A 13,132-nucleotide genomic window follows, 5' to 3' on the forward strand; every position below is an offset into this window, starting at 1 on the left:
ACCATGAAGCGCCCAAGAATCACCCTGTCGCCTCGGCAAGTCCTCGATGACATCGCCTTTTGCCTGGTCTTCTTCACCCGCCTGCCACTGCCCGTCTTCGATTTTCGTGGCCGCAGCCTCGCCGCCGCGATCTGGGCCGCCCCCATTGCCGGCCTTGTCGTCGGCTTGATCGGCGCGATCGTCTTTGCCACGGCGGAACGTTTTGGCCTTGCCATAGGACCGTCGGCCGCCCTCGCCCTTGTTGCAACCGTGCTCACCACAGGCTGCCTGCATGAGGATGGGCTGTCCGACGTCGCCGACGGCTTCGGTGGCGGCAAGTCGCGCGGACGCAAGCTCGAGATCATGCGCGACAGCCGCATCGGCGCCTATGGTGCCATGGCGCTGGCGCTATCGCTGCTGATCCGCTGGAGCACGCTTTCGGAACTCACCGATCCCACGCAAGCCCTCTTCGCTCTGGTGGCGGCGCATGCCGCTTCGCGCGGCATGCTCGGCGCCTTTATGCATCTTTTGCCGCCAGCGCGATCCGACGGCCTCTCGGCAGACGCCGGCACCGTCTCACTCGAAATGGCAATAGCCGGCGCCGTGCTTGGCGCGATTCCGCTGCTCCTGCTTGGCTCCGGCGGCGCCATCGCCGCGCTCATCCTGCTCGGCCTGCTGTTTGCTGCCTTTCACGCCCTTTGCCTCAACCAGATCAATGGCCAGACCGGCGACACGGTTGGCGCCTTGCAGCAATTGAGCGAGATCGCGGTGCTTCTCGTCGCTTCCGTCGCTCTTTCCTGATCCCCTTTTGCCTGATTCCCTTCCGGAGACCTTGCCCCATGCCCTTCAAATCCCTCGATGAACTGCGCGCCGCCTGTCTCGACCTGCCCGCCGGCAGCGAGGCGGCCGCCAATGCCGTTGCCAGCCGCCAGGACACGCTGACCAAACCGCAAGGCAGTCTCGGCCGGCTGGAAACGATCGCCGCCTGGCTGGCGCGCTGGCAGGGCCGTGACATGCCGAAGCTCGACCGCGTGAAAGTCTTCGTCTTCGCCGGCAACCACGGCGTCACCGCGCAAGGCGTGTCGGCCTATCCTTCGGAAGTCACCGTGCAAATGGTGGCGAATTTCGCTGGCGGGGGTGCTGCCATCAACCAGCTCGCCCGCATCGCCGGCGCCGAGCTCGACGTCATCCCGCTCGACCTCGATCATCCAACCGGCGATTTCACCCAAGTGCCCGCAATGGATGAGAAACCCTTCCTCGCCGCGGTCTCGGCCGGTTACGACGCGGTGACGAAAGATCTGGACCTCGTCTGTTTTGGCGAAATGGGCATCGGCAACACCACGCCGGCCGCCGCCATTTCGGCGGCGCTTTTCGGCGGGGGTGCCGAAAAATGGACCGGGCGCGGCACCGGCGTCGACGATGCCGGACTGAAGCGCAAGGTGGTCGCCATCGAAGCCGGCCTGAAGCGCCACGCCGCCGCCCTTGCCGATCCGCTGGGGGTCGCAGCCAGCCTCGGCGGGCGCGAACTCGCCGCCATCTTCGGCGCCACGCTCGCCGCCCGGCATCTGGGCATACCCGTGCTGCTAGACGGCTTCGTCTGCACCGCCGCCGCCGCGCCGCTGGCAAAGCTGCACCCAACCGGCCTTGCTCATACGACCGCCGCACATGTCTCCGCCGAATCGGGCCATCGCGGCCTGCTCGAAGCGCTCGCCCTGCCGCCGCTACTCGATCTCGGCATGCGGCTCGGCGAAGGCTCCGGCGCGTGCCTCGCCGTCAACATCGTGCGCTCGGCGCTGGAGTGCCATGCGAGAATGGCGAGTTTTGCCGAGGCTGGCGTGTCGGAGAAGTAATACGCGGATCGCCTTGATGTACAAACCCTCATAAATTTTCGGAGGCCCAAAAACAGCGGGTTCGCGATGTCCTTGCTCGGAGTGAGTGAAATTTCGACCGCAAGAAGCGGCCCCGGGCGCCGCTCGGCCTTTCCGCAGGCTCAACGAAGGAAGAATATTAGCAGGAAAGAATATATTAACGACTGTGATGCAGCCTTCCATGCGGGGACGGGAAACGCCTCCTCATCGGACGTTCCAAACGCGCGCCCTCAAGCGCCGGGACGCTCGACCAATGCGGAGCAAACGCATGAGTGTCGGAGCAGCTCTCGAACTATTACTGCGGTTGATTCATAGCCGAGCCATGAAGTTGGCGGCGTTGCCGGAGGATGAAAGGGATATACATTACGATCTCATCCGCCGCTCATGTTGCGAAGCCGCCGAGCACATCGGGCAAAACCCCGACAAGGCAGCCATCACGGCAAACGACATGGTTGAGTTTGTTCGCGCACTGGTGGGAATCATCGAAGTGGGCTGTGGATCAGGCCAAGGGCCAAGCACCGATCGGCCGCCGCCAGCGCGACATTTTGGCAGCCGGGAGAATGGCGTGACACGCATCTAGAGCATGATGCGGAAAAGTGTGGGTGCTGGCCCAAAATATTTGGACACGGACCTCCGCCTGCATCCATCGGGGTCCCTCACCTCGTCCAACAAATTGATTTTGTTAGATTTTGGTGGGTGCGCACAGGATTGAACTGTGGACCCGCTGATTAAGAGTCAGCTGCTCTACCAACTGAGCTACGCACCCACTCGGCCGGCAAAAACCGGCGTTGGCGGGCATATAGCCGCCGACACCGGTCCTGTCCAGCCCTGCTGGAATCATTTCCCGACAAATCGCATCAAGCCTTGTCGTGCCGGGAAAGAATGCGGAGGCGATCAGACGAAAAGCTTGCCTTCCGCCACCTTGATCGCGTTGCCGCCAATGCGCGCGGACTGCAGCTTTCCGCCTTGCACGGTCAGTTCGAGGCGAATGCGCGACGGCCGCCCCATCTCCAGTCCCTGCTCGATCCACAATTGCGAAACCCCGTCCGTCGGGCCGTCGAAATGCATGATGGCGCCGGCGAAGGCCGCCGCCGCCGAACCGGTCGCCGGGTCCTCGTAGGACGGCGTGCCGGGCACGATCATGCGCACATGGAACGCGCTTTCGTGATTCACCGTTTCACGGCAATAGACGTACGGGCTGGCGAAGGCCCATTCGCTCTTGCGCGGCGCCAGTTCCGACCACGCCTGGTTGTCCAGCCGGATCCGGCCTGCCGCCTCGAGGTTGGCGACCGGGATGGTCACATAGGGCACGCCCGCCGACCAGAAGGCGACGCGGTGATTCTCGAAGCCGATCTCGTGCGGTGTCAGGCCGAGTGCCGCGCCGATCGCCTCCGGATCGGCGTCGAGCTTCAGCGGCTCCGGCAGCTTGGCGAGGTCGAATTCGGCGAAGGTGGCGCCATCGTGCTTGCTCACGGCGCAACGCACCGGACCAATGTTTTCTTCCAGCACGAAAATGCCGGCGCCGCCCTCACCGGCCAGTTCCGCCAGCGCGATTGCCGAGCCCACCGTCGGGTGGCCGGCGAACGGCATTTCATAATCGGGGGTAAAGATGCGGATGCGGTTTCGGTGCTTGGGATTGTCCGGCGGCAGCACGAAGACCGATTCGGACAGGTTGAACTCGCGCGCGATGGCTTGCATCGCGGCGGTGTCCAGACCTTTGCAATCCAACACCACCGCCAGCGGGTTGCCGGCCAGTCGCTCGGTCGTAAACACATCGTAAAGCAAGTAATTCCGGGTTTGCATTCCTGCCTCAATCCCAACATGGGCGAAATTTAATTTGATATTTGAACCGATAAGCCTGATCTGTGCACAGACAGGGACATTACGCATAATAGGGGTCCGACGTGGACCAGATTGTCAATCTGCCAAAGGCGGAATCGGATTCCGCCATTGAGACGGCGCTAGGGCTCGACCAGATCGGCCGGCGCAGGACGCGCCGCCGCGGCTGGCTCTACGCGCTGCTGGCGCTGATCGTCCTCGTCGCGACTTTTGCCGGCTACCAATGGTATGCCGGCACGCCGACCAAGATCGACTATACGACAGTGCCGGCCGCCAAGGCCGACCTCATTGTCCAGGTTTCGGCGACTGGCACGCTGCAACCCCTCACCCAGGTCGACATATCAAGCCAGCTCTCCGGCATCATACGCTCGGTCACGGTCAACGAGAACCAGCAGGTGAAGAAGGGCGACGTGCTGGCTGCACTCGACACCGCCAAGCTGCAGGTCCAGATCGAACGGGCCGAAGCGTCCGCAAAAGGGGCGGCTGCCAATGTCGAGGACGCCCGGGTGACGCTCACCGAGAACGAGAGCGCGCGTGTCCGCGCGGCGGCCCTGACCAAGCGCGGCATGGCCACCGACCAGTCGCTCGAGGCCGCGACCGCGACCCGCGATCGCTCCAAGGCTGCACTCGACAGCGCCGAGGCCAATCTCGCCATCGCCAATGCCGACTTGAAATCGCAGCAGACCGATCTCGCCAACAGCACCATCTATGCGCCGATCGACGGCATCGTGTTGACCCGTTCGGTCGACCCCGGCCAGACGGTCGCCTCTTCGCTGCAGGCGCCGGTGCTGTTCATCATCGCCGCGGATTTGAGGAACATGGAGCTGGTGGCGGCGGTCGACGAAGCCGACATCGGCGCGGTCAAATCAGGCCAGCATGCCCGCTTCACCGTCGACGCCTTCCCCGACCGGCCGTTCGATGCCGAGATCCGCGACATTTCCTATGCCTCGGTCACGACGGATGGGGTCGTCACCTACAATGCGCGGCTCGAGGTCGACAACAGCGAACTTCTGCTGCGCCCGGGCATGACCGCCACCGTTTCGATCGTTACCCGGCAGGCCAAGGATGTGCTCACCGTGCCGGCCAGCGCCTTCCGCTACCGACCGGCGCAGCAGGCCCCGCGTGGCTGGAGTCTCGGCGACCTGTTCACCGGCCGCATGGGCCGCCCCGACCGCCAACGCCAGGCGGCGAAGGCCCCCACCGATGGTTCTCGCACGCTCTACGTGCTGGAGAACGGCCGGCCGCATCCGGTCAACGTCAAGATCGGCTCCACCGATGGCGAACTGACAGAGATCACCTCCGGCCTGGAGGAAGGAGCGCAGATCATCACCGCCTCGCAGTCGCGGAGCTGAGGCTATGGCCGCGGGCGCGCCCCTCATCATCTTCGACACGGTCTGGAAGAGCTACGGCCAAGGCGGAGCCAAGGTGCATGCGCTGGCCGGCGTCGACCTTGCCATTCGGCGCGGCGAATTCGTCGCAATCATGGGTCCGTCGGGCTCCGGCAAGTCAACGGCAATGAACATCATCGGTTGCCTCGACACGCCGACGGCCGGAACCTACTCCTTCATGGGCGTCGATGCCGGCCGGCTCGACCGCAACCGCCGCGCCATGTTGCGCAACCTTTATGTCGGCTTCGTCTTCCAGGGCTACAATCTCTTGGCCCGCACCACCGCGGCGGAGAACGTCGAACTGCCGCTGATCTATCGCGGCGTCGCCGCCCGCGAGCGCCGCGACCTTGCCATGCAGGCGCTGGCTGAGGTCGGCCTTGTCGGCCGCGAGCATCACACGCCGGCCGAGCTCTCCGGCGGCCAGCAGCAGCGCGTGGCGATCGCACGCGCCATCGTCACCAGGCCGACGCTGCTCGTCGCCGACGAGCCGACCGGCAATCTCGACACGGCTCGCACCCACGAAATCATGGAACTGCTGACGCGGCTGAACAAGGAGCTTGGCCTGACCGTCGCCATGGTCACGCACGAGGCCGATGTCGCCGAATATGCCGAGCGCACCATCCGCTTCCTCGACGGCCATGTCGTCTCCGACACAAGGAACATGGAGACGGCATAACCATGATCTGGGAAACCATCCGCCTCTCGCTGCGCTCGATCCGCCGCAACGTGCTGCGTTCGTTCCTGACCTTGCTCGGCATCGTCATCGGGGTCGCCGCCGTCATTGCCATGCTGACCATCGGCTCCGGCACCACGCAAAAGGTCAAGGCCGACATCTCCAAACTCGGCAGCAATCTGCTGGTCGTCCGGGCCGGGCGCCCGGCCGGTCCCGGAGGTCCGGGTGGGCTCGATCAAGCGGTGCGGCCGCTGGCGGAAAAGGACCTGGCGGCGCTGGTTGCGCATCTCTCCGGCGCGCGCGCCATCTCGCCGGCATCGCAGAAGCAGGTCCGCGTCATCTTCGGCACCGAAAGCCTGACCTCAGGCGTCACCGGCACCGACAGCGCCTATCTCGACGCGCGCGACTGGAAACTGGTGTCCGGCCGCCCGTTCAGCGATTCCGAAACCCGTTCGGGCACCGGCGTGTGCCTGATCGGCGAGACGGTGCGCCAGCAATTCTTCGGCACCGGCGATCCCGAGGGTGAGATCATCCGCGTCAACCGCACCTCCTGCAAGATCGTCGGCCTTCTCGAGCCGAAGGGCTATACCGGCTTCGGCCAGGACCAGGACAATGTCGTGCTGATGCCGCTCGCCGCCTATCAGCGCCGCATCGCCGGCAACCGCGATATCGACAACATCTACATCGCCGCCGATGACCGCACGCCGACCACCGAATTGCAGCCGCGCGTCGAGGATATTTTGCGCGATGCGCGCCGTATAACCCCGGACCGCGAAAGCGATTTCGCCATCCGCGACATGACCCAGATCGCCGACGCCATGGCCAGCGCAACCACGACGATGACCGGCATGCTGGGCGCGGTCGCCGGCGTCAGCCTGCTGGTCGGCGGCATCGGCATCATGAACATCATGCTGGTGTCGGTCACCGAGCGAACCCGCGAGATCGGCATCAGGCTCGCCATCGGCGCGCATGAAAAGCACATCCTCATCCAGTTCCTGGTCGAGGCGACGGTGCTGTCGCTGCTCGGCGGCATCATCGGCATCCTGATTGGCCTGGCGCTGGCCGGCCTCGCCTCGATGACCTTGACCATACCCTTCGCGCCGAGCCCGGCGGTCATCCTGCTCGCCGTCGGCTTCTCGGCGCTGATCGGCATGGTGTTCGGCTTCTTCCCGGCCCTGCGCGGCGCCAGGCTCGACCCGATCGACGCGCTAAGGCATGAGTAACGAGCAAGCTGCAAAGGCGCCCGGCACTCCGCGCCGGTTTTACACATCCTGCTCGAGACGATCATGCAGGATCGTGCGGCGCTTGCCGGCAGGCATCGCCGTGATACCGAAACGTAGCTCAGCCACGGTGACGGCCGATAGATGCAGGGTTTCGACGGCCTGCGCGTCGATCCATGCTGTGACACGGGGATCGGGTGCAGGTTTCCACGGCTCAGAAATTACATTGGTGTCGATGAGGATCATTCGAACCGCACCGGCTCGCCCGGTGTTTTGTCGCGAAGCTGTTGCAAGGTATCGACATCCTCTTGAGACAATCCGGCATCCTCTTGAGACAATCCGGCCTCGCGGCCGATGGCGGCGAGCAGGAGCCGAGTTTGACCCGATTGGTCGGCCGCACAGCCGTTTCCAGGATTTCACGCATTTCGGCTTCGGTGTTGCGGCCGTGGTGCGCTGCCCGCACCTTCAAGGCGCGGAGCGCGCAACAGCCCGTGTACGGTTTTATCATCTGCAAGAAGCCACTCAGACCATCGCGTCTGCGATCATGACATCGGCACGAAATTTTAATTTCCGTTCGCGAAATGCCACTCGATCAGGGGCTCCATGTGCGGCGACAGACCGTCCGGCAGGTCGTCGGCATGGCGGATGATCACCGGCCCCTCGATCTCCGGATCGGCTTCGGTGGCGACGAAGGCCAAGATTCGGCGCGCTATCTCATCGGCAGGCTCGTCGACGTGATAGCGGCGGAAGATGACGGTGCCGCTTGCCGTCGACAGCGCGTGCCAGCGCACCCCGCGCCTGGCATCCGACAGGTCGAGGCCGGTCTCCTCGCGCACCTCGCGGATCATGTTGAAATCGACATCGACCAGCCCATCGCGGAAATCGGTCGGCTCGAACGAACCGGCGGCGAAATAGACCCGGCCGGCATTGACGGTTCGCGGCCCCATGCGAATCGCCACCAGCGCATTGTCGCCGGCCACCAGCACGGCATGGGCATAGGCGTGTTCGGCGCCGGAATTCTCGCGCCGCTTCCGCCACAGCATGAAGGTCGAGTAGTTGACCGCATGGCAGAGGCCAATGAGACTGCGGTCGCGATAGGCAAGTTCCGAAAGCAGAACCACGGTGCCGTCGAAGAGCGCCGGATTGGTCTCGATCTCGCTCCGCCAGTTCTCGGCGATCGCCCCGGCATTATCCACCGCGAAGGGATGCGGGCCGGCATCGAGGCGCACATCGATGGCGTCGACCGGCAGGATGACATTGCGTGGAAGATCAAAGCTCATGTCGGCTCAGGCCCCATCCTGCCCATCAGGCCCCGGGCCCATACTCCCCATCATGCCATGTCCAGCGTGATCGCCACCGGGCAGTGGTCCGAAGCCTTGGGCCGATCCCAGCCGGCGCGCGGGAAGCGCTCGACTTCCTGGCCCGCGGGAAAGATCGTGCGCCAGGGCTGACCGTTGCGGATGATGTCGGGAACCGCGGTGGCGTTCTTCGCCGCCAGTCCCCTGGAAAGCAGGATATAGTCGAGCTGGCACAGATGCCGCTCTTCGGGTCCGCGTGTGTGATAGAAGGTCCAGCGGTTCATTTCCGGCCGCCGCTCCACCACGTTTTCGCAGAAGCCGCCCGCTGTCAGCACGTTGATGCAGGACAGGTTCTCGTCAACCACCTCGAAACGGTAGCCGTCCACCTCATCGCCGGCGATCTTCACCCGCTGGCGGTAATCGTTCATGTCGCCGCAGATCGCCCAGCGCTTGTCGGCGGCATGATCCACACCGAAACGCTCCTCGATGATGCGCCGCACGGCCTGCGCTTCCGCGACGCGCACCGGCATTGTCGCTTCGCGTCCGTCGAGCCCGTTGCGGGGCGAGCCCATCGACTTGAAGTGCACGAGATAAAGCGTCATCGGTGCGCCGCCCACCTTGATGTCGACCTCCAGGCAGTCGCGCCGGAAGATGCGTTCATTGGACTGGTTGCCGAGGGCCGCCAGCTCCGGCGTATGCAACCCGAACTGCTCGTAGGTGACATAGGCGTGGCTGGTCATGCGAACGAATTCGATCGGCTGTCCCTGCGCGGTTTCGTTGCGCATCATCACGGCGACATCGATGCCGCGCGAATCATTGCCCGACGTGGTGTATTTCTGGCGGTAACCCTGCCCCACCATCTTGAACAGATAGCCGTACTCGAACGCCTTCAGCGCTTCGATGTTGTCGACCTCCTGCATGCAGATGATGTCGGCGCGGGTGGCGGCGATGGCCAGTGCCGTCAGCTGGCGCGTGTCGTCGGATTGCGCGATGGCGCGCGCCTGCTCCAGTATCTTGTATTCGGCCTCGCTCTGGATATCGAACATCGCCAGCGTGCGATCCTCGTTGAGCTGGTTGCGATAGCCGGAAAAATCGAACCTGTTCATCAGGTTCTCGACATTGAAGGTGGCAAGGCGCAGCGACATGCCCTGACCTTTGCCTGCAAGAGCGGCGGAAAACAAGATCGCGGGACCACAAGCAGGGATGCTTTGGTCCTGGTGGCCTTCGCCCTATGGTTGACGGAACCTTTCCGTTCATCCGCCGTTCAGACGCAAAGGCCCACAGTAGGCTCATTCCCAGGGTAGGCGTGGGGCCTGTATCTCTTGGAGAGTGCAATGAATTCGCTCTTTTCTTCCACTGTCAAATCCGGGCTGATTGCGCTCGGTATTGTCTCCGGTATCACGGCGCCATCCGCCGCCGGTCCGATCCTGCAGCCCGATCTATCGATCCCGGCCAGCACCGCGCCAACGGTCACCCCGGTCCGCGAAGACTGGGCCGGCGGCAACAACAATGGCGGCGATTGGAGATGGCGCCGGAACTGGAACGGCGGCCACTGGAATGGTGGCGGCAACTGGAGCGGCCGCCACTGGAATGGCGGAGGCAACTGGAGCGGCCGCCACTGGAATGGTGGCGGTAACTGGAGTCGCGGCGATGACTGGCGCTGGCGCCATGGCCGCCGCTATTATCACGGCGGCTACTACGATGATGGCGCCGCCGCAATCCTCGGTCTTGGTCTGGGGCTCGGCCTTGGCAGCATGTACAACAACTATAACAACTACGATTACTATACGCCGGCGCCGCGCCGCTACTACCGCGCCGGCCGGCTTTCGAGCGCCCATGTCCGGTGGTGCTACAACCGCTACCGTTCATATCGCGCCTACGACAACACGTTCCAGCCCTATAACGGCCCGCGCCAGCAGTGCTGGTCGCCCTATAGCTGAGCTGGCTGCGGCTGATGTGGAGAAAATGAAAACGGCGCCACCTGGCGCCGTTTTTGGTTTTGACCGTTCGAAGTTAGAGGGCTTCGAGCCTGTCGATTTCGCTCAGTTCTTGGCCTTGTCGACCAGCTTGTTCTTGGAAATCCACGGCATCATCGCGCGCAGCTTGGCGCCGACTTCCTCGATCTGATGGCTGTCATTGTTGCGGCGGATCCCCTTGAAGCGCGACATGCCGGCGCGGTATTCCTGCATCCACTCCGAGGTGAACTTTCCCGTCTGGATGTCCTTCAGCACGCGCTTCATCTCGGCTTTGGTCTCGGCGGTGATGATGCGCGGACCCGAGACATATTCGCCCCACTCGGCGGTGTTCGAGATCGAGTAGTTCATGTTGGCGATGCCGCCTTCATAGATCAGGTCGACGATCAGCTTCACCTCGTGCAGACACTCGAAATAGGCCATTTCCGGCGCGTAACCGGCTTCCACCAGCGTCTCGAAGCCGGCGCGGATCAGTTCGACCAGACCGCCGCACAGCACGACCTGCTCGCCGAACAGGTCGGTCTCGCATTCCTCGCGGAAATTGGTCTCGATGATGCCCGAACGGCCGCCGCCGACGCCGCAGGCATAGGACAGCGCGAGATCGAGCGCGTTGCCTGAGGCGTCCTGGTTGACGGCGACCAGGCACGGCACGCCGCCGCCCTTCTGGTATTCGCCGCGCACCGTGTGTCCCGGGCCCTTCGGCGCGATCATGACGACGTCGACGGTCGACTTTGGCTCGATGAGGCCGAAATGCACGTTGAGGCCGTGCGCGAAGGCGATCGCGGCACCGTCGCGGATGTTCGGCGCGATCTCGTTCTTGTAGATGTCGGCCTGCAATTCGTCGGGGGTCGCCATCATCATCAGGTCGGCCCATTTGGCGGCATCGGCGACGCTCATCACCTTGAGCCCGTCGGCCTCGACCTTCTTGGCGGTCGCCGAGCCGGCCTTGAGGCCGATGGCGATCTCCTTGGCGCCGGAATCCTTGAGGTTGAGCGCATGCGCCCTGCCCTGGCTGCCATAGCCGATGATGGCGACCTTCTTGCCCTTGATCAGGTTGAGATCGGCATCACGATCATAATAGACGCGCATTTTTGTTTTCCTTCCCGTTTTTTAAGATCAGAGGCCTTGCGGCCCGGTTTTTGCTCCGAAAAGAGCTAGAAACTGCTGCGTCGCCCGCGCGGCATCGCCGCCGATCGCCGCCTCAGTCAATTCCAGCCGGTCGCCGAGCAGCAGACGGATCTGCACATCCCGGCCAACCAGCCCGAAAAAGGTCCGGAAGGCCATCTCGGCATCCGTAAATTCAAGGAGCCCCGCCTGCCGGCCGGCTTCCAGCACCGGCTTCAGCCGCTTGGCCAGTGCAAAGCGCCCATTCTCCAGCACGACGGCGCCGAGGTTGTCCTTACCCGACCCCGCATGACCAACCGCCACCCTATTGAGCGCGATCGAGGTATCGCTCGAAATGACCATGAGCCAGTCGCTGGCAAAGCGCTCGAGGCTCGCCGTCAGCGAGGCAAGGTCGAGCCCCTTCCCGTCAACCTGCGCCACCCGCACCTTCGACGCCTGCCACTGCACGGTCGCCGTCAGCAGCCCGTCGCGGTCGCCGAACCATTTGTAGAGCGTTTCCTTGGAACAGCTCGCGCGGCGGGCCACGGCGGTCATGGTCAGGTTGTCGCCGTCTTCGACCAGCAGCCGCAGTGCCGCATCCAGGACGGCCTGCTGCCGCTCCGTCAGCGTCTCGCTGTTGTCGATGTCGGGCACGATGTGCAACACGCTCTTCCCTCGCGGACGGCCAAGCCAGTCATTTTCGGCAGCCGTACCGTACGTTACGGTTCGCTTCCTCCTCTATGGCCTATTGCACCGAACCTTGCAAGCCCTATTTCTCTTCGGACGGCTTCGCTGCCGTTATCCTAAGGGGAGAAACATGTTGGCCGGTTTGCTGGCCTTGGCCATAGCCGCCGTGTTCACCGGCGCGGCGATCTATGTCAGCGTGGCCGAGCAGCCGGCACGGTTGCGGCTGGATGACAGGTCCCTGCTCCAGGAATGGCAGCCTTCCTACAAACGCGGTGCGGCCATGCAGGCATCGATCGCCATCGTCGCCTGCGTTCTCGGCCTTGTCGCCTGGTGGCAGACCGGCGGGCTTGCCTTTCTCAGCGGCGCGGTGACGATCATCCTGCCCTGGCCGTGGACCCTTGTTGTGATGATGCCGACCAATCGAGTGCTGGAGGCAATGGACCCGGAAGCGGCCAATCCGCTGGCCAGAGCGCTGATCGTCAGATGGGGCAATCTGCACCTAGTTCGCGCGGCGCTCGGTGTGCTGGCGACGCTGTCTTTTCTCTGGGGCAGCCATCTGCCTTGACCCGCCAGGCCGGGCTCGTCCCTGCGGAATCAGTCCGCGGCAGGCGGATGGCGCAGCCGGCCGAGCAGTGCCGAGACCGTGCTCAACTCATCCGGCGAGAGCTTGGCACCCACCAGTTCGGCGATCGAACGTCCGTAGACCGCCCACATCCGGCGGCGCGTCTCACGTCCCCTGGCCGTGATGCGAATGGTTTGCCCACGGCCGTCATCGGCCACCGGCAGTTTCTCGACCAGCCCGTCGGCCTCGAGCCGGGCCAACAGCCGCGAGATGTTGTATTGCGCGAACAGGGTGCGTTCGATCAATTGAAACGGCCGCAAGCCGTCCTCGCCCGCCTCGGCAAGCTCGTGCAGCACATCGTACCAGGCGAGCGGCGGTAGGCCGCCCTCCTTCAGCGCGTCTTCGGCCCGTTCCATCAGTTGGCGCGAAACCCGCATCAGGCGGGCCCAGACCTTGATGGCATCCGGCGAAGGCATGGCTGTCTCTGTCATGGCCGCATCATAAGAGATAGATGCAGATGCATCAAGCTTGACGATCAATG

At 63.9% G+C, this 13,132-nt stretch carries 14 protein-coding genes, 1 tRNA gene and 2 pseudogenes; 8 read left to right on the forward strand and 9 right to left on the reverse strand.

Features of this window, described 5'->3' with window-relative positions; translation table 11 throughout:
• Positions 1 to 3: 3 nt before the first annotated feature.
• The 3 genes from cobS to FJ434_RS12365 all read left to right on the forward strand — a co-directional run bounded on the left by cobS (position 4) and on the right by FJ434_RS12365 (position 2,427).
• Entirely contained in the window at positions 4 to 780 is a 777-nt protein-coding gene (gene cobS / locus FJ434_RS12355; protein WP_140747289.1) for an adenosylcobinamide-GDP ribazoletransferase, read from the forward strand.
• Between the two features lie 38 nt (positions 781 to 818).
• Positions 819 to 1,829 (forward strand): nicotinate-nucleotide--dimethylbenzimidazole phosphoribosyltransferase, encoded by a 1,011-nt coding sequence (gene cobT / locus FJ434_RS12360; protein ID WP_140502540.1) that lies wholly within the window; start codon positions 819 to 821, stop codon positions 1,827 to 1,829.
• 286 nt (positions 1,830 to 2,115) lie between these two features.
• Complete coding sequence (locus tag FJ434_RS12365) at positions 2,116 to 2,427, forward strand: hypothetical protein (RefSeq protein ID WP_140747292.1); 312 nt, start codon at positions 2,116 to 2,118, stop codon at positions 2,425 to 2,427.
• A 110-nt stretch (positions 2,428 to 2,537) separates the two neighbouring features.
• Here FJ434_RS12365 and FJ434_RS12370 read toward each other — a convergent pair.
• Together FJ434_RS12370 and FJ434_RS12375 are read right to left on the reverse strand one after the other, a co-directional pair.
• Positions 2,538 to 2,613, reverse strand: a tRNA-Lys gene (locus FJ434_RS12370).
• A 128-nt stretch (positions 2,614 to 2,741) separates the two neighbouring features.
• The gene (locus tag FJ434_RS12375) at positions 2,742 to 3,650 is read right to left on the reverse strand and encodes a PhzF family phenazine biosynthesis protein (protein ID WP_140715975.1); all 909 of its coding nucleotides are present in this window, start codon (positions 3,648 to 3,650) and stop codon (positions 2,742 to 2,744) included.
• Positions 3,651 to 3,751: 101 nt separating this feature from the next.
• Between FJ434_RS12375 and FJ434_RS12380 the strand changes: the two genes are divergently transcribed.
• The 3 genes from FJ434_RS12380 to FJ434_RS12390 are packed head-to-tail and all read left to right on the forward strand — an operon-like array spanning position 3,752 to position 6,970.
• Positions 3,752 to 5,038, forward strand: a complete 1,287-nt coding sequence (locus tag FJ434_RS12380) for an efflux RND transporter periplasmic adaptor subunit (RefSeq protein WP_140747295.1) — start codon at positions 3,752 to 3,754, stop codon at positions 5,036 to 5,038.
• A 4-nt stretch (positions 5,039 to 5,042) separates the two neighbouring features.
• Complete coding sequence (locus FJ434_RS12385) at positions 5,043 to 5,750, forward strand: ABC transporter ATP-binding protein (protein ID WP_140747298.1); 708 nt, start codon at positions 5,043 to 5,045, stop codon at positions 5,748 to 5,750.
• A 2-nt stretch (positions 5,751 to 5,752) separates the two neighbouring features.
• Positions 5,753 to 6,970, forward strand: coding sequence for an ABC transporter permease (locus FJ434_RS12390; RefSeq protein WP_140502533.1), 1,218 nt, complete (start codon positions 5,753 to 5,755; stop codon positions 6,968 to 6,970).
• Between the two features lie 42 nt (positions 6,971 to 7,012).
• Here the strand turns inward: FJ434_RS12390 and FJ434_RS12395 are convergent.
• The 4 genes and pseudogenes from FJ434_RS12395 to FJ434_RS12410 form a co-directional block, all read right to left on the reverse strand.
• A pseudogene (locus FJ434_RS12395) lies at positions 7,013 to 7,213 on the reverse strand (PIN domain-containing protein); the annotation flags it as partial.
• Positions 7,210 to 7,475: pseudogene (locus tag FJ434_RS30215) on the reverse strand (plasmid stabilization protein). The pseudogenes FJ434_RS12395 and FJ434_RS30215, both read right to left, overlap by 4 nt.
• A 55-nt stretch (positions 7,476 to 7,530) precedes the next feature.
• A complete protein-coding gene (locus tag FJ434_RS12405) occupies positions 7,531 to 8,247 on the reverse strand; it encodes a hypothetical protein (protein ID WP_140747301.1) in 717 nt (238 codons plus the stop codon).
• A 50-nt stretch (positions 8,248 to 8,297) separates the two neighbouring features.
• Positions 8,298 to 9,410 (reverse strand): endonuclease/exonuclease/phosphatase family protein, encoded by a 1,113-nt coding sequence (locus tag FJ434_RS12410; protein ID WP_140747304.1) that lies wholly within the window; start codon positions 9,408 to 9,410, stop codon positions 8,298 to 8,300.
• A 189-nt stretch (positions 9,411 to 9,599) separates the two neighbouring features.
• Here FJ434_RS12410 and FJ434_RS12415 point away from each other — a divergent pair, with 189 nt between their 5' ends.
• The gene (locus tag FJ434_RS12415) at positions 9,600 to 10,205 is read left to right on the forward strand and encodes a BA14K family protein (RefSeq protein ID WP_140715965.1); all 606 of its coding nucleotides are present in this window, start codon (positions 9,600 to 9,602) and stop codon (positions 10,203 to 10,205) included.
• A 102-nt stretch (positions 10,206 to 10,307) separates the two neighbouring features.
• Here FJ434_RS12415 and ilvC read toward each other — a convergent pair whose 3' ends face one another.
• Positions 10,308 to 11,327, reverse strand: a complete 1,020-nt coding sequence (gene ilvC, locus FJ434_RS12420; RefSeq protein ID WP_013531065.1) for a ketol-acid reductoisomerase — start codon at positions 11,325 to 11,327, stop codon at positions 10,308 to 10,310.
• A gap of 27 nt (positions 11,328 to 11,354) precedes the next feature.
• Positions 11,355 to 12,008, reverse strand: coding sequence for a TetR/AcrR family transcriptional regulator (locus FJ434_RS12425; RefSeq protein ID WP_140747307.1), 654 nt, complete (start codon positions 12,006 to 12,008; stop codon positions 11,355 to 11,357).
• A 154-nt stretch (positions 12,009 to 12,162) separates the two neighbouring features.
• Here FJ434_RS12425 and FJ434_RS12430 point away from each other — a divergent pair, with 154 nt between their 5' ends.
• Entirely contained in the window at positions 12,163 to 12,594 is a 432-nt protein-coding gene (locus tag FJ434_RS12430; RefSeq protein WP_181165908.1) for a DUF1772 domain-containing protein, read from the forward strand.
• Between the two features lie 29 nt (positions 12,595 to 12,623).
• On the opposite strand, the gene FJ434_RS12435 is transcribed toward FJ434_RS12430, so the two are convergent.
• Positions 12,624 to 13,082 carry a MarR family winged helix-turn-helix transcriptional regulator gene (locus tag FJ434_RS12435; RefSeq protein WP_140747313.1) on the reverse strand — a complete coding sequence of 153 codons (459 nt, stop codon included), beginning with the start codon at positions 13,080 to 13,082 and terminating at the stop codon, positions 12,624 to 12,626.
• Positions 13,083 to 13,132 lie beyond the last annotated feature (50 nt).

It is taken from the genome of Mesorhizobium sp. B2-5-13 (assembly GCF_006440535.1).
GTDB classification, from domain to species: domain Bacteria; phylum Pseudomonadota; class Alphaproteobacteria; order Rhizobiales; family Rhizobiaceae; genus Mesorhizobium; species Mesorhizobium salmacidum.

Coding starts and splice junctions, on each gene's coding strand:
- cobT (WP_140502540.1), top strand. CDS start 819: ATGCCCTTCAAATCCCTCGATGAACTGCGCGCCGCCTGTCTCGACCTG.
- FJ434_RS12365 (WP_140747292.1), top strand. CDS start 2,116: ATGAGTGTCGGAGCAGCTCTCGAACTATTACTGCGGTTGATTCATAGC.
- FJ434_RS12405 (WP_140747301.1), bottom strand. CDS start 8,247: ATGAGCTTTGATCTTCCACGCAATGTCATCCTGCCGGTCGACGCCATC.
- FJ434_RS12390 (WP_140502533.1), top strand. CDS start 5,753: ATGATCTGGGAAACCATCCGCCTCTCGCTGCGCTCGATCCGCCGCAAC.
- FJ434_RS12385 (WP_140747298.1), top strand. CDS start 5,043: ATGGCCGCGGGCGCGCCCCTCATCATCTTCGACACGGTCTGGAAGAGC.
- cobS (WP_140747289.1), top strand. CDS start 4: ATGAAGCGCCCAAGAATCACCCTGTCGCCTCGGCAAGTCCTCGATGAC.
- FJ434_RS12415 (WP_140715965.1), top strand. CDS start 9,600: ATGAATTCGCTCTTTTCTTCCACTGTCAAATCCGGGCTGATTGCGCTC.
- FJ434_RS12435 (WP_140747313.1), bottom strand. CDS start 13,082: ATGACAGAGACAGCCATGCCTTCGCCGGATGCCATCAAGGTCTGGGCC.
- ilvC (WP_013531065.1), bottom strand. CDS start 11,327: ATGCGCGTCTATTATGATCGTGATGCCGATCTCAACCTGATCAAGGGC.
- FJ434_RS12410 (WP_140747304.1), bottom strand. CDS start 9,410: ATGTCGCTGCGCCTTGCCACCTTCAATGTCGAGAACCTGATGAACAGG.
- FJ434_RS12375 (WP_140715975.1), bottom strand. CDS start 3,650: ATGCAAACCCGGAATTACTTGCTTTACGATGTGTTTACGACCGAGCGA.